The following is a 24,149-nucleotide window of genomic DNA, read 5'->3' as shown; positions in this document are numbered from 1 at the left end:
CGGCAGACCCGGGCATCTGCGCATGGCGCCAAAGCAGCCGATTCGGGTCCGTTCAGGTGGTCAGCATCGTGCGCCCGAGGTAGTCGCCGCCCGCGCCCGTACTCGCCGGGAGGACGAAGAAGTAACCTCCGCCAAATGGCAGGGTGTACTTCTCCAATGCCTCCCCGGCGAGGCGACGTTGGATGGTCGCGAAGCCCGACTCCAGGTTGCGCTGGTAGCAGACGAAGATCTGGCCGACGTCCTCGCCCGAACGGCGGTACGAGTGGCCGCGGCGCAAGATCCGGTGCGCTTCACTCTCCGGCGTCCGCGGGTTGGCTCGGCGGATGTGCGCGTCGAGGGCGATGACGCCGCCCTGGGGGTCGCCGGCGAAGTCGGGCTTCGCGCTTTCATCCACCTGGCCCAAAGGCGCGCCGGAGGACTTTCGGCGGCCGAACACGCGTTCCTGTACCGGTATCGGCTCTGCGTCCCAGATCGGCATCGCGAGCCGGATGAGGCGGACCACCTGGTACGTCCCGCCCGTGCACCAGGCGGGTTCGTCGTCGCCCGGCTGGACCCACACGTACTTCTCCATGGCGCGGGCGTCCGTGACGTCGGGGTTTCCCGCTCCTTCGCGGAAACCGAACAGGTTGCGGGATTCGCCGTCCGGGTGGAAACCGGTCAGCTGCCAGCGCGGGGTCACACCCGGAATCCGGCGGGCCAGCGCCGCGTCGAGCGCCTCCTGGCTGTCCGCGCTCACCTGGACGAGCAGATCCCCGTGGCACCACCGGGGATCCAGCACGTCGTTGCGGAACGACGGCATCGACGTCAGGTGGCGCGGACGCTCGAGACCGAACCGGCCGTCGAACAGGGACGCGCCCACGGCGACCGTCGTCGTGGTGTCCGGGACCGGTGAGGCGCACGCCCGCAGGGTTTCGGCCAGGCCGTTCCGGTCCCGCGTGGTCACGTCGAACGCCGCGAGCGCCGTCTTCGAGCGCGCGGGCGTCACCACGCCAGGCTGGCCCGGCACCGGCCGGGGTGGCCGCGGTGGAGGCTGGCCCGCGCAGCCGGCGAGGCCCGCCGCCCCCACTGCGGCCAGGAACGACCGCCGGCCGAGGCGGTGGGGTGTCATGGCGTCCTGACCAGGCCGACCGCGATCGAGCCGGTCTCCGCGGACGCCGGATCGAGCAGCACCCGGTAGCTGCCCGCCGTGGGCAGCGCGGGCAGGTCGTACGGGTTCTGGTCGGGTTTGTACGCCCGGTCCACGAGGGTCGTTCCGTCCGGCTTGAGCACCGTCAGCACGAACGTCTTGCCGGGGAACGTGCTGCCGCTGAAGGTCAGCCGGAGCTTGTCGGCCGCGGCGCCGGTGAACGCGACCTGGCCGTCCTGGCCGGCCCGCGTCACCGAAACCGTCGCCGCGGCGCCGCCGATCGTGATCGTCCCCGCGTCGGCGAGACCGGACAAGGTCAGGGTGACCGTGCCGGTGGCGCTGTTGGTGGGCGCCGCCACGAGCTCGTAGGTGCCCGTCACCGGCATCGCGCCGAACGCGGCACTGCCCGCGCCCGTGGTGTTGTCCCCGTAGTTCAGCGCCGTGCCGTCCGGTTTGTACACCCGGAAGAACTGCTGGTCGAAGCCCGCCGTCGCGTTGGTCACGCCGAGGCTGAGGCGTTGCCCCGCCGTGCCGTCGAACTTCAGCCGGGTGTGCTGCCCGACCCGGCCGACGCTGATCGGCTTCGCGGCGCCGCCGACGGCGAGCGTGCCGGCCGCGATCTCTTCGGACAGCCAGGTGGTCACCGTCCCGGTTCCGGAGCCGCCGTTGACGAGCACGTCGTAGCTGCCGGTTTGGCTCAGTGCGGGGAAGAACGCCCCGGTCCCGTAGTTTTCCGCGGTCAGCAGTGCGCCGCCCGGGCCGACGAGAGCCGCCTTCGGCGAGCCGTTGGACAACGCCGCGCCGGCGAACCCCACGCCGAGCCGCTGCCCTTGGGTTCCGTCGAACCTCAGGCGCGCCTGCTGTCCGGGCCTGCTCAGGGTCAGCGCTTTGCCCGCGCCGGTCGCGCTGATGTCCCCCGCGACCACCTCCGCGGAAAGCCACAGCTTTCCGCTGCCGGTGCTTTCGCCGAAGTACTGGCCGACGACCAGCCGATACCTGCCGGCCACGGGAATCCGGAGCCGGTCCGCTGAACCGGCGGTGATCACCAGCGGATTCCCCACCCGGGCGCCGCTCGGATCGAACACGTACACCATGAGGTAGGTGAGGCCGGGCTGATCCGTGACGCCGATGTCGTACCAAGTGTCCTGCGCGCCGTCGAAGCCGAGATCCACGAATTGGCCGGAGCGGCTCCGGCTGTAGGCGAATCCCGCCGAAGCGGTGTCGGTGGTCCCGGCGATGCTCTTCGACAACTGCACGGTCACCGCACCGGTCCCGGTGCCGTCCGGATCGACGAACACCTGGTACGTCCCCGTGGTGCGCAGCGCGGGAAGCGTCACGTCACGCCCGAGGCCGGCGGCGAGATACGTGGGTCCGTTGTTCGTCTCGACGGTGAACGACCGGCCACCGGGATCGACCAGCCAGAGCCGTGCCGAAGTGGTGAGCGAATTCGACGGAACGCCGATGCCGACCTTGTCCCCCGCCGTCGCGTCGAACTTCAGCCGCAGCACCTTGTCCGCGGGAATCGCCGGGTTGGCCGCCGCGCCGTCCGCCACGATCGTGCCACCGTCGACGACATCCGCCGCGCCCGCGACCGTGAACGTGTACGTGGCCGGCGCGGATTGGCTGCCACCCTTCGCGGCCCGGACGGTCAGCGTTCGCACGCCGGACGAATTCGGGGTGACGCCCACGGAAACCTCACCCGTGCCGGTCACCTCGACCGGCTGCGAGTCGGAGTCGAGCTGGTAGACGTATTTGTCGACCGGCTCGGTACCACCCGGTTTGAAGGTGAACGTCCCCGTCAAACCGGTGCCACCGCTGGGATGTCCATCGGCGGGGTAGTCGAAGGACGACACCAGCGGCGTGGCCGGCGGTGCCACGTCGGCGACGACGAAGTCGTACGGGACCGGTGCGGACGGCTCGCCGACGGCGTTGAACGCGCGCACGGTCAGCGTCCGGCGCCCGGCCGAGCCCGGCGTGACGGTCACCGACGCCTCGCCGTTGACCGCGGTCACCTCCCTCGGCTGCGCCTCGGTGTCCAGCTGGTAGGAGTACTTCGCGACCGGGACCGGGCTGCCGGGCTTGAACGTGAAGGTGCCGGCGACCCCGGCGCCGCCGTGCGGCTGGTTGTCCGAGGGGTAGGCCGCCGACGACACGACGGGCAGCGCCACGGCGGGCTCGGCCAGCACCAGGTTCCAGCCGGCCAGCGCCCCCTCGTCGAAGCCGAAGTTGTCGCGGACGACGAGCTTCCAGACGCCATTGGCGTCCTTCGTGGTCAGGTCGGGCAGCGGGTACGTCTGGTCGAGGTCGGCCGCGGCGTCCGTGCCGTCGGCGTCCTTCAGCGGCAGCTCGGTGCCGTCCGGCGTGACGAGGCGGATCGAGAGGTCACCGCGCGCCGGGTGCTCGGCGCGCACGCGCACGCGCGCGGTGGCGGCCACCTTCCGCCCGCAGGCGGTCAGTTCGATCGTGCTGGTGACGCTGCCCAGGTCCGGGATCGGCTGCCGGGTGTCGTTCGCGGCCGTGCAGACCTGCTGCGGCGGCACGCCGGTGTAGAGCAGCTTGTTCGGGGAACCGGTCTTCAGCGTGTCCTGCTTGAGGACGCCGGCCGTGGCCCGCCCGAGCAGGGCGTTGGTCACTTCGGCCGGGCTCAGGCCGGGAGACTGTGACAGCAGCAGCGCGACCGCGCCGGCGACGTGCGGGGACGCCATCGACGTACCCCGGAGGGTCACCGTCGCGGTGTCGGTGGCGTTGTGCGCGGACTTGACCGACTCCCCCGGCGCGAACAAGTCGACGCAGGATCCGTAGTTCGAGCCGCCGGTGACGCCGCCCGTCTCCTTCCAGTCGCGGGCTCGTTCGTCGACGGGGTTGCTCGCGCCGACGGTGATCGCCGCGGGCACGTCCGCCGGGCTGGCGAAGCAGGCGTCCCGATCGTCGTTCCCGGCGGCCACGACGTAGGTGATGCCGGCCGCGATGGAGTTCTTGACCGCGAGGTCTTCGGCGGCCGACTGCCCACCGCCCAGGCTCATGTTGACCACCGCCGGGCGCTGCGCGTGCTGGGTCACCCAGTCGACACCCGCGATGATCTGGCTGGTCGCGCCGAGGTTCTCACAGCTGAGCACCCGGACCGAGACGAGCTTGGCCTTCTTCGCCACCCCATACGTCTTGCCGCCGACCGTGGCGGCGACGTGCGTGCCGTGCCCCGAGGTGCTGCAGTCCTGGCCGTTCCAGCCGTCGTTGATGGCGTCGAAGCCGACACTGGCGCGCCCCTCGAACTCCGAGTGGGAGATCCGGACGCCGGTGTCCATGATGTACGCGGTCACGCCCGCGCCCGCCCCGTCCGGGTAGCTGAACGCGTCGTCCAGCACGGTGCTCCGCTGATCGACCCGGTCCAGGTTCCACGGCGGCAGCGGCTGGGTGGCCTGACCCGACACGATCGCGTCGGCCTCCACCCGTTCGACCAGCGGATCGGCGGCCAGCTTCGCGGCCTGCTCCGCCGTCCCGGTGAAGAGGAACCCGTGCAGGGCCGCCTGGTAGGTGCGCCCGGCCTTGCCGCCGTAGCGGCTCGTGAGCACGCCGGCCGCGGCGGAGACCGCGAGCTGGCTCGGCTTGGTGAGGACGATGTAGCTGCCGTCGATCACCTTGGCGCCGGCCGGTTTCACCACCTGCCCCACGGCTGCCTGCGCGGGTGCCGCGACCCCCGCGGAGAGCCCTGCGAACACCGCCACCGCGGCACCCGCGGCGAACAACCGACGTCTGTTTACCCGCGCACGCATCGTCACGGTCCCCCCATCGTGGTCGGTTTCTACCTCGCCGCGAAGCCCTCGACGGCCGACCTCAGCCACTCGAGGAATTCGGGCAGGCTCGCTGCGATGACGCGAGGCGGGTCGAATCGCCCTTCGTAGGTGCCCTCCCGCACAGCACCGGGTGGCAGCAGGTAAACCGGCGATCCAGTCGCGTCGAGTGCGAAGAGCGCGCCGCCACCATCGCTGCCGAAAACGACGATTCCGGAGCGGGTCAAAGCCGGAGCCCGCACCGGTGTGCCATTTTTCTCATTGTCGAGCACCTGCGACAGCGGGTGCACGAAGAAGCCGTTGTGCACGTCCGGCAGATCGATTCTCGACACATTCCGGTAGAACTCCAGCAATTCGGCGGGCACCGTGCCCGCCTCCCGCGCGGCCTGAAGTTGTTCGGCGTCGGAGGGCCCGCCGATCAGATGATCGTCGGGCGGGTACCCGAACCGGGCCTGGAAGCGGGCGAGCACGGCATCGACCGCGTTGCCCGTGCTCAGCCGCCATGCGTCATAGTCGAACACTGTTATCGCACCTCAGGGGAGTCTCGATCCGGATCCTCGCGACGGTGGCGAGCCTAGCTCCCGGCGGTCGCGGCGTCACGCGTACCACCACCACCCCTCGAACTGGGCGTCGATCCGATCGGCGAAATTCTCGATCTCCTGCCGGGTCGCATTGGGATTCTGCCGCTGGAATTCATCCCACTCGTTCGTGATCTGCTGGTGCACGTTGGTGACGGGGCCGGGCTGCCGGCTGCCGGGAACCCCGCGAACATTGCCCGGCGCGTCGAAATCGAAACCGGAGAACTGCGGATCGTTGCGGTAGTACTGCGGAATCCGGTGGTGGGCGTCCCAGTTCTGGGGGAGCCGCGGCTGGTTCCGTTCCCAAAGATCGGCCTGGTACCGGCCTCGGTAGTTGTCCGCACTCGGCTTCTCCCCGTCCGGGTCGGTCAGGGAGGTCGGCTGGTTCCCGACGTAGCCGTACAGGTTGTTCCCGCCGTCGAACCCGGTCGGGTCCTCGCTCAAGAACCGCTGCAGGCCGGGGCTGTAGTAGCGGGCCCGGTTGTAGTACAGCCCGGTGCCGTCGTCCTCGCGCCCCGCGTACCGGTAGGCGTTCCCGCCGTCGTTGCCGGCGACGTAGGTCCGGCCGAACGGCTCGTAGGTGTACGTGGCACCCGCGCCGGCGCTGTCGACCAGCCCGAGCGTGCTGCCCAGACCGTCGGTGAGGTACCGGCGGGTCACGCCGCCGGCGTCGCGGAGCTGGTACCCGTCCACACCGGACGACGTGATCGTCGCGGTGACCGCGCCGTTCACCTTCTCCTGCACCGGGTTCTTCCCGTCGTACAGGAAGCCGGTGGTGACCCCGTTGATCGTCTTGGAGCGGCGGCGGCCGTCCGCCTCGTAGCTGAAGGCGGCCGTCATCCCCGGCCCGGACTCCGTGGCCAGCTGGCCACGGGCGTTCCAGGTGTAGCCGGCCACGCCGTCGGAGATCAGGTTGCCGTCCGCGTCGTGGCTGACCGGTGTCGCGCCGATGCCGCGGATCCGGTTCGCCTGGTCGTAGGTGGCCACGCCGAACTGCTCCGGCAGCATCGCCCGGGAGTAACTGCCGCCGGTCCGGACCGGCTGCCCCGCCGCGTCGTAGTCGTAGGCGAGATCGCCGAGCACGGTCTGGCCCGCGCGGTAGGTGATCGTCTTGACTTCGCCGGCGTCGTCGTAGCCGTAGGTCTGGGAGACGCCGCCGCCGGGTGCGCCGATCCGCTGCACGCGCCCCACCGCGTCCCGGCTGACGGTCGTGACCGCGGTGCCGCCCTGCTGGACCTCGGACAACGCGCCCGCCGCGTCGAAGACGTACCGCACCGCAGGCCGGCCGGGCACGGTCAGCACCCGGTCCCGCCCGGCGGTGTCGTAGTCGTACGACACGCTGCCCTGCGTGGTGGTCTCGGCCTTGACGCGGTCCAGGCCGTCGTACTCGGTGGTCGCCACCCCGGCCACCGAGTCTTCGGTCCGCTTCAGGCGGTTGCCCAGGTCGTAGCCGAACTTCGTGCTGCTCTCGGCGCCGAACCGGCTTTCGGACTTGCGGTCCAGGTCGTCGTAGTCGTTTTCGGTGACGATGCCGCGGCGGCTGGTGTGCTTCTTCAGGTTGCCGTTCTGGTCGTACTCCGCCTGCTCGAACCGGCCGAGCGGGTCGGTGACCTTCGCGACGTGGTCCATGTTGTCGTAGTCGAAGACCGTTTCGCCGCCGCGGGCGTCGGTGACCTGGTGGCGGTTGCCGTTCGGGTCGTACCCGTACGCCATGGTCCGGCCGAGCGGATCGGTCACCGAGGCGACCTCGTTCGCCGCGGTGTACGCGGTTTCGGTGACCGCACCCCGTGGATCGGTGGCCAGCACCGTCCGGCCGAGCGAGTCGAAGCCCGCTTTGCCCACCCGGCCGAGCTGGTCGGTGGTCTTGACCGGATCGGTGCCCGCGTACTCGGTGGTGGCGAACTTGCCCGCCGGATCGGTGACCTTGGTGACCAGGCCCTTTTCGTTGGTGTCATAGGTCTTGACGCGCTGCGCCGGGTCGGTGACCGACTGCACCGCGCCCCGCGGGTCGAGCCCGTACACCGTGTCCTTGCCGTAGCCGTCGGTGTACTTGGTCAGCTCGTGATGCGGCCCGGTGCGCTCGAACTTCTCGGTGCGCGCGTCCGGCGTGCCCGCCAGGACCGTCTTTTCCTTGACCTGGCCGAAATCGTCGTAGAGGTAGACCGTCTTGCGCTGCAACGCGTCCGTGACGGCCTTCAGCCGGACGCCGTCCGTGTCGTACTCGCTGGTCGTCGTCTCGGCGACGCCGGTGCCGAACGCCTTGGTATCGGTGAGCACCGATCCCTTGTCGTTGAAGGTCATCCGCCGGACGTGCCCGCGGGGGTCGGTGATCTTGGTCTCGACGATCGCGTCGCCGGACGTGACGTACTCGAACTTGGTGATCCCGTTGTCCGCGGCCGTCTGGGTCTTCACCCGGCCCTTGTCGTCGTACTCGTTGAGCAGGTACCGGATGCCCCTGGGGTCGGTGATGGTCTTGAGCCGGCCCTTTTCGTCCCAGGTGTAGCGGGTGAGGCCGCCCCGGACGTCGGTCACCGTCTCCAGGTGCCCGGTGGCGTCGTAGGTGTAGCCGACGTGCCGGCCCAGGTTGTCCTCGACGGACTTGACGCGCGGCGGGTTCGACTCGTCGTAGGCGAACTTCACCCACCGGCCGTTCGGCGAGGTGATCTGCGTGACCGGCCCGTTGGCGCGGACCTTCCCGTCGGTACCCGGCGGCGCGGTCGCCCGCGTGATGGTGGTGGTGTTGCCGAACTTGTCGCGGATCTCCTGCACCGGCGCCTCTTCGCCGATCACCATCACGGTGCCGTCGCGAAGCGTCACGTCCCAGCCGCTGTCGATCCACTTGACGATCGAGCCGTCGAACCGCGTCGGCGTCGGGTCGGCCTTGAACACCGCGCCCGCGTAGTCCTGCCCCGGCGAGGTGCGGCGGTAGTGGATCTTGCTGCCGTCCGGCTGCACCAGGTCGAACTCCTGGAACGTGAACTGCCCGATGATCCCGGGAGACCACGGGTAGAGGCCGTAGTCGAAGCTCGTGCCGACGCCGAACGCGCGGATGTCGGTGTCGCCCTGCTGGTAGCTGCGCTTGATCTCGATCGGCGCGATGTCGTCGACGACCAGGTCGGTCGTCTCGTCCACCAGGAGCCCGGTCGCCGGGTCCACCGGGTCCCCGACGCGGGGCACGCCGGCCCTCGGCGCGATCGGGGGCGGGTTCATCCCCGGCACGGCGGTCATCGCGCCGGTCAGCCGGTAGAACTTGACGCTCGCGTCGGGCACGATCTGCTTGCCGTCCGGTGAAACCGTGCCGTAGCCGTAGATGTGCCAGCCCGGGCCGTCCGGGTCGTAGTTCCAGAACTGGGTCCGGGTCCCCGGTCGCTCCTTCGTGTAGTTCGGGTAGACGATCGTGGCGCCCTCGGGGAAGAGGTAACTGCCACCCGGCTGGACCGTGAAGTACACCGGGACCTTGGTGGGCGGCAGCGGGAACGGCGGCCGGTCGATCGGGATCGGGGTGAGGCTCAGTTCGGTCGCCACGTTCCCGTCGGCGTCGCGGACGACGGTCCCCGCCGGCAGCCGGACTTCCAGGCCGGGAATGGCCTTGGTGGTGAGGACGGTCTCGGTCGTCGTCGGACTGGGCACGTGCACCGTCGCGGCGGCGTCGATCTCCGGCAGGAACACCGTGTACGGCAGGACGAGGACCTGGCCGCCCTTGAGGTCGACGCCGATGTCGAACGAGCCGAACGGGCGGCCGGAGGTGCCGGTACGACCGTCCACCCGCACCACGACGTGGCCGCCGGGCAGCCCGGTCAGCACGAACTTGCCCTTGTCGTCGGTGGTGACGCGGCTGCCGCCGGCGCTCACCGTGACGCCGGCGAGGGGCCGGCCGGCCGTGGACTGGACCTTGCCGACCAGGCCGGTGAACCCGACGTCGAACTGCAGCGGCCGGTCCCGCACCGGCGCCGGGTCGTAGCGGGTGCTCCAGTCGGTGCCGTTCAGGTTGGCGGTGTCCGGCTGCCAGCCACCGGGCGACCCGCAGGTCGACGAGGACGGCGGGGCAGGCGGGGGTTCCGGTGCGGCCGGGGGCTGCGCCGAGCCCTCGGGCGCTTTGCCGGACTTGGCCGGGGCCGGCACCGGTTCGGCGGGGACGCACTTCGGCGTGACCGGCTTCGGCGGGTCGATCCGCGCCTGCGGGGCCGCCATCGCGGCCGTGGCGGGTTTGCTGAGCGCCACGGTCATCGAGCCGGTGGCCTGGCCGCCGGGGTCGAACACCATGGTGTAGGTGCCCGTCATCTTCAGCGCGGGCAGCTTGAACCGGCTGAACGAAATCCAGGAGTGGTTCGGCGAGATCGTGCCGTCCGGCGCGATCAGGCTGTAGTAGGACCCGCCGTTGTTCGGGAAACCGAACGTGAAGTCCGCCTGCAGGACGTCGTTCGCGGTGCCGTCGAAGGTCACCTTCCCGTTCTGCGCGGTCCGCCCGATCGTGACCGTGTTGGCGGCGCCGCCGACGGCGACCTTGCCCCCGTCCACTTCGGACGACAGCAGGACGGTCAGGTCACCCGCCGCCGGGCCGGCCCCGTCCTCGAGCGGTTCGAGCACGATCCGGTAGTCGCCCGCCACCGGCAGCGTGGTCAGGTCGAAGCCCCACGGCAGGCCGAAGTTGAACGGCGAGTCCAGCGTGGTGCCGTCCGGCTTGTACACCGCCGGCTTGAGGAACGGGATGTTCGGCGACGTGAAGCCGAGGCTCAGGCGCTGCCCGGCCTGCCCGGTGAACTTCGCTACGACGCGCTGGCCCGGCACGGTGACCGAAGCCGTCGGCGGCGGCCCGTCGATGGCGAGCCGGCCGAGGTCCAGCGGCTCGGACGCGGCGATCGTGACGTCGCCCGTGGTGGCGTACGCCGGTTCGAGCTGGATGCGGTACTTCCCGGTCTCGGGCAGCGCGGGAACGTCCAGCTTGCCGTCGATCGAGCTCGTCACCAGCTTGCCGCCGGTCGGCTGGAAGACCCGCATGGTGACGTAGCCGGGCAGGCTCTTGTCCCGGGTCTGCAGGTGCAGCGGCCGGCCCTGGACACCGTCGTAGTCGAACCACACCTCCCGGGCCGGCCGGTCGATGGTGACCTTGGTCTGCGCGTTGATCGGCAGCTGGCCGGCTTCGGTCGCCGACGTCAGCCAGCCCCGGGCGCTGCCGACGGCTTCCCAGCCGCTCATGAACAGGCTGTGCTGGCCGCTCTTGCGGATCGGGACGTTGCGGATCTCCTGCGTGCCGGTGCGCAGCTCGACCTGGTTGTCGTCCGGTTCGGCCAGGATTCCGCCCGGGTAACCGGGGCGGCCGTTCTCGCGCAGCGTGTTCTCGGTGACGCCGAACCGCAGGTTCTTGCCCGCGACACCGGTGAACGGCAGCCGCACGGACTGGCCGGGCCGGTTGATCTTGAACTGCGTGCCCGCCCCGTCGACCGCGAGCTGGCCCGCCTCGAGCACCCCGGACAACCAGACCTTGCCGGCCCCGAGCTCGTTCGCGCCGAAGGTGACGCCGACGGTGAACGTGCCGGTCTGGCGGGCCTTGAACACCATCGTCGGGGTGTAGAGGGTGAGCGAGGCCTTCCAGGTGTTCTTGTACCCGTCGGGCTGGGTCACCAGGACGTCGAAGGTGTTGGCCGGCATGCTCAGGTCGGTCAAGCCGAAGCTGAGCCATTCGCCCGCGGTGGCGGTGAACGTCATTTCGGCGCGCTGCTGCGCCACGCTGACCGTGAACGGCACGCCGGTGCCGTCGCGGGTCAGCTTGTCCCCGGTCAGGGTGTGCGACGCGGTGATCCGCACCTTGCCGGCCGCGTCGTCGTCCGGCGCGACCACGATCGTGTAGGTGCCGGTGGCGCCGAACACCGGGATGTCCTGGCGCAGCGTGCTGCCCGCCCACAGGTCGAGCGGGTCGCCCATGGTGCGGCGGGCGAAGTCGCCACCGTGCGGGGAGAACATCCACATCGCCGAGCGGACCGGGACGGTGTTGTTCTCCAGGTCCAGGTGCACGCGCTCGCCGGCCTGGCCGTCGATCAGGACGACCGCTTCCTTGCCGGCCGGGATGTCGAGCTCCATCGGCTTGCCGAGCTCGATCCGGCCGCCGTAGACCAGCTGGTCGATCTTGAACCCGCGCGGCGACACCAGGAAGTCGGCACCGCTGGTCGCCGTCCCGCCGGGCGTGCGCACGCTGATCCGGCCGGACGCCGCCGCGGCGGGCACCTCGACGGTCAGGCTGGTCGGGCCGGCCTGCTTGACCCGCGCGGCGGTCTGGTGGAACAGCACGACGTCACGCGTGGCATCGGCATCGAAGCCGGTGCCGGTGATGGTGATCGTGTCCCCGGAGTTGCCGCGGTCGGCCGACACGCCGGTGATCGCCGGTGCGGGTACGCCCTTGGTCACCACGAACGGGGCGCGGGCGGCCGCGGTCTTGCCGTTCGCGGTCACCTTGACCGCGCCACCGCCGGTGCCCGCGGGCACGATCACCGTGAGCCGGGTCGCCGTCGCGGCGGTGACCTGCGCGGCGATCCCGTCGAAGCTCACCTGGTTGCCGGCCGGCTGCGTGGCGAATCCGGTGCCGCTGATCTCCACCGTGCTGCCGGTCGGGCCGCGGGTGGGCACCAGCGCGAAGACCGACGCGGTGTCCGTGCGGTAGCGGTCGGTCGCCTCGAGGTTGCCCGCGGCGTCGTACCGGTAGGCGGCCGCCTCACCGGAGTTGTTCGTGACGCCCGCCAGCTGTCCGGCGGCGTCGTAGAAGTAGTCGCGCGGGCCGGACGGCGCACCGACGGCGAACGGGTACTTCGCCGGCGCCGAAAGCACCCCGCTCGACGTGACCTTCGCCCAGACGGTCAGCGTGCGCTGGCCGGAGCGGACCGGGGTGAGGCTGACGGTCGCGGTGCCGGTGCCGGCGGGCACCTCGGTGGGTGCGGCGTCGGTGTCCAGCTGGTACCGCACGGCGTCCGCAGCGACGGCACCCTGGCTGCGCAGGGTGAACGTGCCCGCCTGGCCGAGGCTGCCGTGCAGCTGCCCGTCCGCGGGGTAGTCCGTGGAGGACACGAGCGGCGTGGCCGGGGTCGGTGCCGCCCCGGCGACCAGGAACGTGTAGGCGGCCGGCGCCGAAGCGCTGCCCGCGCTGCCGATCGCCCACACGACCAGCGTGTGCGTGCCGCCGGTCGGCGGGGTGATCCGCACCGCGACGTCGCCGGTGCCCGGTACGTCCGTGGTCGTGCCTTCGTCGAGCTTCCAGCGGAAGCCGGAGACGGCCGTGGTCCCGGCCGGGCGGAAGGTGAAGCCGCCTTCCTGGCCGGCGTTCCCGTGCGGTTGCCCGTCCGCGGGATAGTCCGTGGAGAACACGCCCGGCGCGTCCGGCGGCGGCAGCGGCGCCACCTCGAACGTGTAGTTCGCCGGTGCCGAAACCGCGCCCGCCGCGGTGAACGTCCGCACGGTGAGCGTCTGCGAACCCGCGGTGACCGGCGTGATCTTCACCGCCACCTTGCCGGCGCCGGCCACGTCGGTGGCCGGGCCGCCGTTGAGCTGCCAGCGGTAGCCCGCGATCGCCGTCGACCCGGTCGGCCGGAAGGTGAACGTCCCTTCCTTGCCGGGCGCCCCGTACGGTGCCCCGCCGGACGGGTAGTCCAGCGAAAGCACCTGCGGCGCACCGGGTCCGTTCGGCGCGTCGGCCACGACGAAGGTGTACGTGGCCGGCGGCGAGATCAGGTTCTCGACGCCGAGCGCGCGCACGGTCAGCGTGTGCTGTCCCGGCGTCGGCGGCGTCGCGCGCACCTGGACCTCACCGGTGCCGGAGACGTCCGCGGGACCGCCGTCGTCGAGCTGCCACCGGTACCCGGTGACCGCGGCCGCGCTGCCCGGCTTGAGCGTGAAGACGCCTTCCCGGCCGGGCACGCCGTGCGGCTGGCCGTCCGCGGGGTAGTCCACCGAGGACACCAGCGGTGCGGCGGGCGCCTGCGGAGGCGTCGCGACGACGAACGCATAGGTGGCGGGCGGTGAGGCCAGGCCACCGGCGGTGACCGCGCGGACGGTCAAGGTCCGGTTGCCCGCGGCGAGCGGCGTCACGGTCACCGAGGTCTGCCCGGTGGCCGCCACCTCCGTCGGCTGCGAGTCGGAGTCGAGCTGGTAGACGAACTTCGCGATCGGCACGGCGTCGCCCGGCTTCAGGACGAACGTGCCGGGCTGACCGGGGCGGCCGTGCGGCTGACCGTCCGCCGGGTAGTCCACCGAGGACGCGAGCGGGGCGGCGGGCGGCACCGGCGCCGGGGTGCCCGGCCCGGCGGCGAACACGCTGGGCCGCGGGACTTCGGCGCCCACCGCGAAGTGGTTGTGCCACTGGACGCCCGCACCGAAGCGGGTGCCGTCCGAAGCGCCGACGTAGGCCTTTCCGGTGGTACCGCGGGTGAAGGTGACGATGTCGAACTTGCCGTCCCCGGTGAAGTCGCCGAGGCCGGGGAGCTCGTCGCCGGGTGCGAAGCTCGCGTTCCACTGCCGTGCGGCGCCGAACGCCGAGCCGGTCGAGATCGCGGCGTTCACCTGGCCGTTCGAGAACGAGACGACGTCGTCCTTGCCGTCACCGTCGATGTCGCCGACAGTGGCCCGGCTCGCGTCCGGGGCGAAGTTGTCCTGCCAGTTGGCCGCGGCACCGAACTTCGTGCCGTCGGACAGCGCCACGAAGACGTCCGCCGCTTCACCACCGGAGAACCCGACGATGTCGTCCTTGTTGTCGCCGTTCACGTCGCCGGCCGCGGGCATGGCGGTGCCCAGCGCGAACGAGCTGTGCCACTTCACCGGGGTACCGAACTTGGTGCCGTCGGACAGCGCGACGAACACGCCGCCGTCCGTGCCGCGGGCGAAGCCGGCGACGTCGTCCCGGCCGTCGCCGTTGAAGTCGCCCACGACCGGGATGTCGGTGCCCGCGGCGAAGCTGCCCAGCCACTTCGCCGGGGTGGCCGCGAACTTCGTGCCGTCGGAGAGCGCGACGTAGACACTCGCGTCGGTGCCCCGGGTGAACGTGACGGCGTCGGCCTTGCCGTCGCCGTTGAAGTCACCGGTCAGCGGGATTTCGTTCTGCGCCGCGAAGCTGTCGTGCCACTTCCAGCCGTCCTGCACGAACTTCGTGCCGTCGGACAGGGAGACGTAGACCGCCGGAGCGCTGCCACGGGTGAAGGTGACGACGTCGTCCTTGCCGTCGCCGTTGAAGTCCGACTTTCGCTTGCGGTGGGTCGGTGGCTCCGCGACGGAGTACGTGTACGCCGTCTCGCCCGAGGACACCCCGTTGGCATCGAGCGCCCACACGCTCAGGGTCCGCCGGCCCGGCGCGGCGGGCGCCAGGTTCACCGTGACCTGCCCGGTCGCGGGCACCTCCGTGGGGTGCGGATCGGAGTCCTGCTGGTAGGCGAACTTGGCGATCGGCACGGTGTTGCCCGGCTTGAACACGAACGCGCCCGCCTGCCCCGGCGCACCGTACGAGCCGTCCTGCGGGTAGTCCACCGAGGACACGATCGGCGCGGCGGGCGGAGGCGGCGGGGTGCCCAGGTAGGACACCGCGAGGTGGGGCCGCAGCGAGGGTTCCGGTGCCTCGTTGGACAGGAACAGCACCCGCTGGGCCGCGCCCGCTTCGTCGTGCAGCTTGATCTCGAAGCCGTTGTTGGACGCCGGGTTGTTCACCCAGCCCTGCGCCATGCTCGGGTTTTCCCAGATCTGCCACGTCGGGCGGTCGGGAACGCCCGAAACGAAGTCCGACCGGGTCGCCGCGATGTCACCGCCCGGCGCGGTCCACGCGGCGGCCGCGGACGCCCGGTTCCAGGTCGCCTCGCCTTCCACGAAGGCCCGGCCGAGCGTGTGCCCGTCGAAGGTCGCGCCGGACCCGTTGGAGTAGAACCCCCACATCGACACGTCGGCGTCGACGATCGTGGTCCCCGCCGGGATCGCGCTCAGACCGCCGAACTTCACCAGCGCCCGGCTCTTCCCGAGGGTGGCGCCGTTGTTGCCGACCTGGAGCCACGGCTGTCCGGTGAGCACGTTGAAGTTGGTGTTCGGCTGGGTGGCGGACACCGTGGTGTCCGCCGTGGCCGGGAAGATCTGCCGGACCTGCCCCGCCTTCGGCGTGCGGGTCAGCTGGGTGGCGCTCGGGATGCTCTCGCCGCTGCGGGTCCGCACGACGATCGTGTAGTAGTAGGCGTTCCAGCCCAGGTCCGGCGCGCTGTCCGGGGTGACCGGGGCGGTGGTGTCGACGAACCGGGTCGCCTGCGGCCCCAGCGAAGTGACCAGCGTCGCGGCCGAAGGGGTGTACACCTGCGACACCGAACGGTGCACCTGGTACCCGACGATGTCGTCGGGACCGTTGCCGGGACCCGGGTTCGTGTAGGGGGTCCAGGCCAGCTCGGCGCCGGTGGCGTAGGCCTTCGTGATCGGCTGCAGGACGGCGCCCGGCTTGCCGTAGGTCAGCAGCAGCTTCGGGAACGTCGCCGTGTCGCCGTTGTAGTCGAACTCGGCGCCGTGGTGGATCGCGCCGCCGCGCTTGAGCGTCTCGTCGGTCGCCTTGACGAGGAGCCCGTTGTTGCCGGCGGAACCGGAAACCCACGACTGCGCGATGTTGCGGACGTCCCATTCGGACCAGGCCTGCGTCACGTTGGCGCGCTTGACCGCGGTCGTCAGGCCCGCCTCGGCGAAGGCCCCGTTGAAGGTGTTCCAGGTGACCGTGTTCTCGGCCCACGCGGCGGTGACCCGGCGCGCCTCCATGGTGACGTCGTTGGCGTTGGTGTAAAGCTCGTTGTCGTAGTACATCCGCAGCTTCGCCGACGTCAAGCTGGTGCCGGCGGGGACCACGGACGTGTCGAACTTGACCAGGCTGCGCGCGATACCGGAGCCGTCGGTGCCCACCGAGAGCTGGTAGCTCGCGCCGTCGTTGCGATCCGGGGTGTCGGACCAGAGCTGGCTGTCCTGACCGGAGTTCGACGTCGGCTCGACCTTGATCGTCGGGTCGATCACGACCGGGTACCTGCGCTGCGGGGCGGCCAGCCAGTCGTGGTCCGCCTTGACGACCACGGTGATGTCCGGCCCGTGCTGCTCGACCGTCTGGGAAACCCGGCCGCTGAAGGAATCCGTGCGCGAACCCGACGCGTCGAGCATGAACGGCTTGGGCATCACGTACCGCGGCGGCCCGTCGGTGCCGGTGCCGAAGAACGCGATCGAGCCGTCCGGCTGCGCTTGGGCGGAAACGCCGGACAGGTGCACCTTGAAGCGGTACGTGGCATCGCGGGGCGGTGCCGCGAGGACGATTCGTTCCTTGAGGGAATCGCGGGTGACCTGGTAGTTCAGCTCGGCGCCGTCGAACGCGCCCGGATAGCTGACGGAGTCCTTGCCCACCCGGGGTTCGACCGGCCGGCCCGCGCCGTCGAGCCCCAGCTCGACCCGCGTACCGTCGATGGCGAACCGGGCCAGCCGATCCGTCCGGTCCCCGAAGGAGGTGCTGAACCGGTTGGTGTCATTGGCGAATCGGTAGCCGTCGCCGGCGTGCTCGCGCACCGTGGTGTCGATCGGCTGCCAAGTTCCCTGCCGGTCGCGGAAAGACTGCGGCCGGGCGGAAAGCTCCGCTTCGAGCTGGCCGTTCGACAGCTCGAACACCCGCATGTCCGCGGTGCGGCGCTCGGCCAGCTCACGCACGCGCACCGGCGCCCCGGCGGGCTGGTGACGCGCGTTGTTTTGGCCGTCTCCCAGGGAAATCGGCAAGGACGCGGGTAGCCCGATGGCGGCCACCGCAAGCACCAGAGCCAGGACCAGGACGCGCGAGAGCACACCAGAGCCACGTCTACCGTGCACTGATCCCCCCAGATCGTGGCCGCCGGAAGCCATCCCCCCCTTTGACGATGGTGCCGGCGGCCGCTGCTGATCCTCAGCCTAACCAGCTTTGGATCACGCGCCATAGCCCAAACAGCGTCATCTTCGCCCAATCGGGCACAAGCCGGGCACTCTCACCGATCGTCGGCAGCCGCCTTCAGGCAGTCGAGCATGGCGGCCTTGGCCTGCGGATCCGCGGCGACCTGGTCGAGCGGGCGATCTCCCGCCTTGCCTGCCACGAAGGCCGAGACCTGTTCTGCCGTGGCGTATTTCAGGTACCACTCAGCGAGACATCCGGCCGTGCGGTCCGACGTGCCTTGAGTCTGCGGATCGGACTTGATCTTCGCGATGATCACGTCCCGGCTCGGCGGCTCGTCGCCACTGCAGGCGGTCAGGAACCCCAGGAGCACTACGGCTGCACAACCACCGGCGAGGCGGAGATGGCGAGTCATGGCGTCCAGCGTAGGCCAGAACCGGGTGACCACGGCCGGATTATGAGCCCGGCCGCTTTCGACCTCGCCGGCGGAGCCTCAGCGCTCTGCGAATCGGCGCAGGGCGTCGAGCGCCGCCGGGGCGACGGTGTCCGGGTGGTCGGTGTCGTGGAGCAGGTGGTCCAGTCCAGGCAGCCGCACCCGGCCCGGTCCGCCGACGTGCGCCCGGCGTAGTGCAGCGGTCAAGGCGTCCGTTGTAGCGCAAGGGACTTGGACGTCGTTCGTGCCGCAGGTAACCAGCACCCTGGTCCCCGGCCGCAGGGCCGCCGCGGCCGCCGGCGGGTAGACGGCGTCGTCGCTCTGCACGAATCGGCCGTTCGGGCCTTGGAAGGCCTCGAAGAGCTGGGCGACGGCGGGCAGCAGGCCCGTGGTGTCGACCGGCCGGTGTTCGCGCAGGGCGGTGACGGCGGCGTCGACCGCCGCGTCGATGGTCCGCTGCTGGTCCGGGGTCAGCTGGCCCTGCCGGGCCGCCTCGGCGACCTGGGCGTGCAGTTGCAGCGCGACCAGGTCCAGCAGGCGGATCGCCTGCGGTTGCAGCAGGGCCACGCCGGCCGGGCGCAGGTGGGCCGAGCCGCCGAGCAGCAGGGCCGTCATCGCGCCCTCGCTGTGCCCGACGACCATCAGCGCGTGCGGGTCGGTCTCCGGCTGGTCGCGCAACAACGCGTAGGCGGCTGTTGCCTGACGGACGAACGCCGGGTAGTCGAGTTCCGAGGGGTGGTCGCGGTAGGCGCCGAGGCCGGTGCGGCCGGTGCCGTACTTGTCGAACCGCAGCGTCGCGACCCGGTCGGCGTCGAGGGCGGCGGCCAGCTGCGCCAGGGTGTTCGGAGCCGCGTGGGGTGGCTGGTTGCCGTCGCGGTCGGTGGGGCCGCTGCCGGGCAGCAGCAGCGCCGCGCGCAACCGGTGCCCGGCGCGGTGGGCGGGCACGTGCAGGGTGCCGTACGTCGCCGTCCCGTCGGCCGTGAAGACGACTTCGCGGTCGGCGGCGGGCACCAGGCCGGGCGCCGCCTCGGCCGGGGTGGCGGTCACGACCGCCAGCGACATCACGGCCGCGGTGAGGTGGGGGAACGTCTTCACCGCAGGGCGTTCTCGACGAGCGTGACGGTCTCGCGCGGGTTGTCGACTTGGAGGACCAGGCGGGCGTAGCGCTCGTCGGCGAGTTCGATCACGACCGCCTTCGCCGGATCCTTGATGTCCCAGAAGACCTTTTCGCCGTCGAGGTGGAAGGTGCCCGCCGTGATGACGCCGGGCAGGTGGGCACCCGGCGCGCGGATCCCCTTCGGGTCGGCGGCGATGCCGGGGTCGGCGGTGGCGCCGCGGACGTTGGCCAGCGGGATGGTGAGGCTGCTCTTGAAGGCCCAGAGCTTGTCGAGACCTTCGATCACGACGACGAGGTCGTCGCCGTCGATGTGAACCAGTGCCATTTCTGTTTTCCTTGTCAATCGAGGGGATCGAGACGGTGGGTGAGCGCGGCCGCGGCGCCGTCGGGGTTGCCGCGCAGGAGGATGCCCAGTGCGGCCGCCGTCAGGGCGGCGGCCAGTTCGGTGGAGGTGCCGAGGGCGCCGGCGATCGCCTGGTCGACGGCGGCCAGCGCCGCGGCCACCTCGGCGGCCACCTCCTCGTCGGCCGGGGCGCGTTCGACCGCCGCGAGCAGCAGCAGGCCGAGGTCGGCCGCCGTGACGAGCCGCAGCGCGGTCGCGGCGTCCGGTGCCGCGGCCAGCGCTTCGGCCAAGGGGCCGACGTCGTCGGCGAGGTGGCGGCGCAAGGCGACCAGGTAGAGGCCGCGCTTGCTGCCGAACGCCTTGTACAGGCTGTTGCGGTGCACGCCGAGGTGGGTGACGAGGTCGTCGACGGACACCCCGTCGTACGCGCGGCCGCCGAACAACGCGACGGCGGCGCGCACCACTTCGTCCTCGTCGAACGCTCTTGGCCGGCCCATGGCACGACCGTAGACCGTTGAGGAACGATCAGTCAAGAACGATCGTTCCTCAACGGTCCGGCACGGCCGGGCCGACCGCGTGAAGTGCTGCTAAAGCGCCTTGCTGGCGTGCGCCGCGAGGTCGTCGACGTAGCGGTCCAGCAGCGCCGCGAGATAGCCGGGGCCGAAGCCGAAGTCGTCGATCTCCGGCGCCAGCTTGCGCAGCTTCGCGATGCTCGCGACGGAGCGCTTGGCCGGCTTGCCGTGCACCACGGTCCGCTCGGCCTGCGTCCCCAGCCGCTGTTCGAGACCGTCGACGATGAGCTCGATGTCCTCGGGCTGTCCCGACGCGATGTTGACGATCTCGTCGCGGACGTCGCGGGTCAGCAGCAGGTCGACGGCCCGCATCAGGTGCTCGATGTCCAGCAGGTCCCGCGAAGCGCCGCTGTAGACGGTGACCTTGCCGCTCAGCAGCTGCCGGGTGAGCGAGGGCAGGAGCTGGTGGGCCACCTGCATCTCGCCGACGATGTGCGTCAGGCGCAACCCGAGCCAGCGCACGCTGGAGGCCGCGAACACCGCCTCCAGGGCGAGCTTGTGCCGGCCGTAGTGGGTCTCCGGGAACACCGGGCCCTCCTCGGTGCCCGGCGAGTCGGGCGCGCCGTACATCCCGGCCGCCGCGGTGGAGAGGAAGACCGCCGTGCGTCCTTCGGCCTTGCACCGGCGGATCACGTCGTAGACGAGTTTCGCTTCGCGCTCGAACGCGGGTGCGTCGGTCAGGTACACACTGGACACTCCCGCCGCGATGAGTGTCGCGTGTGGATGCGCCGCGCCGAAGTACGCGCGCGCGTGCCCCGCGATGAAGCCGTTCCCGATGATCTCCATCAACTCTCGCCTTCGTCACGCACACCGACGCACACGGCTTTCTTGCGGATCTCGTCGATGAGGCCGGCGGTCGTCACGGCCGCGGCCCGCCACGGACGCTCGACGTCTTCGTCCACCACCGGCCCGGTCGCCGCCCCCACGAAGGTTTCGAGGGAATTGCGGAACTGGTCCGACGGCGGCAGCACGATCTCCTCGGCGTGGTCCTGCTCGTCGATGCGCAACACGGGCAGCCGGCTCGGGGGCGGCGTGAAAGCGCGATCGAGCGCGACCGACGCCGTGCTCCCCCACAGCGAGTACCGCGAGCCGTAGCTGTGCTGGATCCCGAAGTCGAGCGTCGCGAACACGCTGTCGGCGGAAACCAGCTGCACCTGGCCGGCGAGGTCGACCGACAGCCGCTCGTCGATGCGCAGGGTCGCGCCGGTCACGGTCAGGTCCGGGCCGAGGAACAGCTGGGCGGCCCGCAGCGGGTACACCCCGATGTCGAGCAGCGCGCCACCGCCCAGTGCCGCGTTGTACCGGGTGTCGTCCGGGGGAAGCGGTGGAATGCAGAACGAGGCCGTGAACGTCCTCGGGGTGCCGAACCGCCCTTCGGCGAGGAGCTGCCGCACCTTCGTGTGCTGGCTGTGGTGTTCGAAGCTGAAGTTCTCCCGCAGCACCAGGCCGTTGCGGGCCGCCAGCTCGGTCAGTTCGAGGGCGTCCTCGCGCGTGGTGGCCAGCGGCTTCTCGCACAGCACGTGCTTGCCGGCGCGCAACGCGTTTCCCGCCCATTCGCAGTGCAGTCCGTTGGGCAAGGAAATGTAGACCGCGTCGACGTCGTCGCGTTCGAGGATCTCCTCGTAGCCGCACGCGACGGTGCCGAGCTCCGCGGCGATCTCCTTGGCGCGCTCGACCTCGCGCGCGGCGACGCCGCTCAAGCGAACCGTGTCCACCAGGCCGATGGCCGGCAGCATGCGGCGGCGGGCGATCGGGGAACACCCGATCAGTCCCAAGCGCAACGGCGGGCCGGCGTGCTCGTTCATCGCAACCCCCTCGGAAAAGCGGGCGTGTTCCGCGACCGCGTGCCGGCTTCCGGGCGCGGCGCCGCGGCTCGAGGGTGGGGCGAACTCGGTTCGCGGTGGCGGGACATGCACTCTCCTCACGGGAAAACTCGGCCACTCCCCGAGTTCTGTCGGTCAACACTAGGCGGGATCGGGGGGTTCTTCCGGCGCCGCGTGCGACCCACTAGGGAATCTCTCATTACTCGGCACCGTCGGTTGGCCGTGACCTCGGCGGACGGCATGGTGGTCGCGTGTCCAAGCCAACCGCCGCCGAGTTCCCGCACGCGCCGAGAGTGCCTCGCCGCGGCGAGGCCGGCCGCCCCCGTCATGTCGCGGTCTTCAACTTCCCCAGGTTCGGGCACATCCGGCCGACCCTGCCGGTCGTGCGCGAACTGCTGCGCCGGGGACACCGGGTCACCTACTTCGCCGCCGAGTCGTACGCCGACGCCGTGGCGGCCTCGGGCGCGGACGTCGTGCCGTACCCGTCGCGCTTCCCCTCCGCGGTGGGACCGGTGGACACCCCGGAAGAGCTGACCGCACTCCTCGTCGATTTCCTGCGCGAAGGGCTGGCGGCCCTGCCGGCCGCGCGCAAGCACCTCGGGCACCAGCTCCCCGACCTGGTGCTCGAGGACGCGCTGAGCACCGCGACCAGTGCCCTCATCGCCCGCGACGCCGGCTGCCCGGTCGTGCGGACGTTCGCGGGGTTCGCCGGCAACGACGAGGTCTCGCTCGACGGCGGCGAGCCGGCTCCGGAGAACCCGCTGATGCCGGACACGGCGATCATCGAGCGGGCCGGCGAGGAACTGTTCACCTCGCTGGTGCCGTACGGGCTCGACGAGGCCGCGTTCGAGTACGCCCAGCACGGCCGCGCGGCTTCGGCGAACCTGGTCTTCATCCCCAAGGCCCTCCAGCCCTACGCGGACCGGTTCGACGACACCTTCGCGTTCGTCGGCCCCGAACCGGGACCGGACACCGGCACCCTGCGCCCGCACCAGGACCGGGACCGCGCGGTGCTCGTCTCGCTCGGCACGTCGGCGACCGCGAACCCGGAGTTCTTCCGCGGCTGCGCGGACGCTTTCGCGGGCAGCGGCTGGCGGGTCGTCCTCGCGACGGCGGGCCACCTCGGCGCGGCCGACGTCGACCGGCTGCCCGCGGGCGTCGAGGCGCACGACTGGGTGGACCACGACGCAGTGTTCCCCCAGGTGCGAGCCGTGGTCTGCTCGGCGGGCGCGGGAACGGTCCTCGACGCCCTGCGGCACGGCGTGCCGGTGGTGATGGTGCCGCAGCAACCGGACGCCGTGACGTTCGCCCGCCACCTCCAGAAGGTGGGGCTCGGCAAGACACTCGACCCCGCCGACGCGACCGGCGCGACGATCCGGGCGGCGGTCGATGCGGTCACCACCGATCCCGGGATCGCCCGGCACGTCGCCCGCATGCACACCGAAATCCGGGAGGCCGGCGGCTCGGTCCGGGCAGCGGACGTGCTCGAGTCGCTGTGGCCGCGCACGACCGCACCCTGAACGTTCCCCTCCGCCGCCCCCGATCCCGGACGCGGTGCCCCCATTCCGTTCGTCCCGACAACCTCACGAGGTTTCCCATGAAGGGCATCATCCTCGCCGGCGGCAGCGGCACCCGGCTGCATCCGGTCACGCTCGCCGTGTCCAAGCAACTCGTGCCGGTCTACAACAAGCCGATGATCTACTACCCGTTGTCGGTGCTCATGCTGGCCGACATCACCGAGATCCTGATCATCACCACACCCACCGACCTCCCCGCCTTCCGCCGCCTGCTCGGCGACGGATCCTGGCTCGGGCTGCGGATCGACTACGCCGAACAGCCGGAACCGAACGGCCTCGCGGAGGCGTTCATCATCGGCGCCGACCACATCGGCAACGACGACGCCGCGCTCATCCTCGGCGACAACATCTTCCACGGCCCCGGCTTCTCCGGGATGCTCAAGGCCAAGACGCAGGACCTCAAGGGCTGTGTCCTCTTCGGCTACGCGGTGTCCGACCCGCACCGGCACGGCATCGGCGAGGTGGACGACGACGGCAAGCTGATCTCGGTCGAGGAGAAGCCGGCCGAGCCGAAGTCCAACCGCGCGATCACGGGGCTCTACTTCTACGACAACGACGTGGTGGAGATCGCGAAGGGCCTGACCCCCTCCAAGCGGGGCGAGCTCGAGATCACCGACATCAACGCGACCTACATGGAGCGGGGCCGCGCGCACGTCGTCGATCTCGGGCGCGGCTTCGCCTGGCTGGACACCGGTACGCACGAGTCGCTGCTCGAAGCCGGGCACTACGTGCAGACGCTGGAGCAACGCCAGGGCGTGCGCATCGCCTGCCTCGAGGAGATCGCCCTGCGCATGGGGTTCATCGACCCCGAGGCCTGCCACCGGCTCGGCGAACGGATCAGCAAGTCGGTCTACGGGCAGTACGTCATGGAAATCGCGCTCGCCGCACAACGGAACGGGAGGTGA

Annotated in this window: 12 protein-coding genes; 2 read left to right on the top strand and 10 right to left on the bottom strand. The window is 71.0% G+C overall.

Annotated elements, in window-relative coordinates:
- Nucleotides 1-52: 52 nt before the first annotated feature.
- From C2L58_RS47580 to C2L58_RS47535, 10 genes are all read right to left on the bottom strand, one after another.
- A complete protein-coding gene (locus tag C2L58_RS47580; RefSeq protein ID WP_103344222.1) occupies nt 53-1,108 on the bottom strand; it encodes a Dyp-type peroxidase in 1,056 nt (351 codons plus the stop codon).
- A complete protein-coding gene (locus C2L58_RS47575) occupies nt 1,105-4,848 on the bottom strand; it encodes a S8 family serine peptidase (protein ID WP_146073856.1) in 3,744 nt (1,247 codons plus the stop codon). The genes C2L58_RS47580 and C2L58_RS47575 overlap by 4 nt, the downstream gene beginning before the upstream one ends.
- 77 nt (nt 4,849-4,925) lie before the next feature.
- Nucleotides 4,926-5,435 carry an SMI1/KNR4 family protein gene (locus C2L58_RS47570; RefSeq protein WP_103344220.1) on the bottom strand — a complete coding sequence of 170 codons (510 nt, stop codon included), beginning with the start codon at nt 5,433-5,435 and terminating at the stop codon, nt 4,926-4,928.
- 75 nt (nt 5,436-5,510) lie between these two features.
- Nucleotides 5,511-17,300, bottom strand: a complete 11,790-nt coding sequence (locus C2L58_RS47565; protein ID WP_158264268.1) for a DNRLRE domain-containing protein — start codon at nt 17,298-17,300, stop codon at nt 5,511-5,513.
- Nucleotides 17,301-17,476: 176 nt separating this feature from the next.
- Nucleotides 17,477-17,827, bottom strand: a complete 351-nt coding sequence (locus tag C2L58_RS47560) for a hypothetical protein (RefSeq protein WP_146073855.1) — start codon at nt 17,825-17,827, stop codon at nt 17,477-17,479.
- Between the two features lie 45 nt (nt 17,828-17,872).
- A complete protein-coding gene (locus tag C2L58_RS47555; RefSeq protein WP_199191776.1) occupies nt 17,873-18,907 on the bottom strand; it encodes an alpha/beta hydrolase family protein in 1,035 nt (344 codons plus the stop codon).
- Complete coding sequence (locus C2L58_RS47550) at nt 18,904-19,254, bottom strand: hypothetical protein (protein WP_103344217.1); 351 nt, start codon at nt 19,252-19,254, stop codon at nt 18,904-18,906. The genes C2L58_RS47555 and C2L58_RS47550 overlap by 4 nt, the downstream gene beginning before the upstream one ends.
- A gap of 14 nt (nt 19,255-19,268) precedes the next feature.
- Nucleotides 19,269-19,769 (bottom strand): TetR/AcrR family transcriptional regulator, encoded by a 501-nt coding sequence (locus C2L58_RS47545; protein WP_199191775.1) that lies wholly within the window; start codon nt 19,767-19,769, stop codon nt 19,269-19,271.
- Between the two features lie 90 nt (nt 19,770-19,859).
- Nucleotides 19,860-20,630, bottom strand: a complete 771-nt coding sequence (locus C2L58_RS47540; RefSeq protein ID WP_103344215.1) for an NAD-dependent epimerase/dehydratase family protein — start codon at nt 20,628-20,630, stop codon at nt 19,860-19,862.
- The gene (locus C2L58_RS47535; RefSeq protein WP_103344214.1) at nt 20,630-21,649 is read right to left on the bottom strand and encodes a Gfo/Idh/MocA family protein; all 1,020 of its coding nucleotides are present in this window, start codon (nt 21,647-21,649) and stop codon (nt 20,630-20,632) included. The genes C2L58_RS47540 and C2L58_RS47535 overlap by 1 nt, the downstream gene beginning before the upstream one ends.
- Before the next feature lie 269 nt (nt 21,650-21,918).
- Here C2L58_RS47535 and C2L58_RS47530 point away from each other — a divergent pair, with 269 nt between their 5' ends.
- On the top strand, nt 21,919-23,187 hold the full coding sequence (locus C2L58_RS47530; protein WP_158264267.1) for a macrolide family glycosyltransferase: 1,269 nt from the start codon (nt 21,919-21,921) through the stop codon (nt 23,185-23,187).
- 77 nt (nt 23,188-23,264) lie between these two features.
- Nucleotides 23,265-24,149: a glucose-1-phosphate thymidylyltransferase RfbA gene (gene rfbA, locus C2L58_RS47525; RefSeq protein ID WP_103344212.1), complete on the top strand. Its 885-nt coding sequence runs from the start codon at nt 23,265-23,267 to the stop codon at nt 24,147-24,149.

Origin of the sequence: Amycolatopsis sp. CA-126428, from assembly GCF_002904335.1 — a bacterium.
Lineage (GTDB): Bacteria > Actinomycetota > Actinomycetes > Mycobacteriales > Pseudonocardiaceae > Amycolatopsis.
Note: the sequence above shows the minus strand (reverse complement) of the source record. Positions and strands in the feature narration are given on the sequence as shown.

Excerpts from the sequence above, each read along its gene's own strand:
- C2L58_RS47580 (WP_103344222.1), bottom strand. The coding sequence starts at position 1,108 with ATGACACCCCACCGCCTCGGCCGGCGGTCGTTCCTGGCCGCAGTGGGG.
- C2L58_RS47550 (WP_103344217.1), bottom strand. The coding sequence starts at position 19,254 with ATGGCACTGGTTCACATCGACGGCGACGACCTCGTCGTCGTGATCGAA.
- C2L58_RS47545 (WP_199191775.1), bottom strand. The coding sequence starts at position 19,769 with ATGGGCCGGCCAAGAGCGTTCGACGAGGACGAAGTGGTGCGCGCCGCC.
- C2L58_RS47540 (WP_103344215.1), bottom strand. The coding sequence starts at position 20,630 with ATGGAGATCATCGGGAACGGCTTCATCGCGGGGCACGCGCGCGCGTAC.
- C2L58_RS47535 (WP_103344214.1), bottom strand. The coding sequence starts at position 21,649 with ATGAACGAGCACGCCGGCCCGCCGTTGCGCTTGGGACTGATCGGGTGT.
- rfbA (WP_103344212.1), top strand. The coding sequence starts at position 23,265 with ATGAAGGGCATCATCCTCGCCGGCGGCAGCGGCACCCGGCTGCATCCG.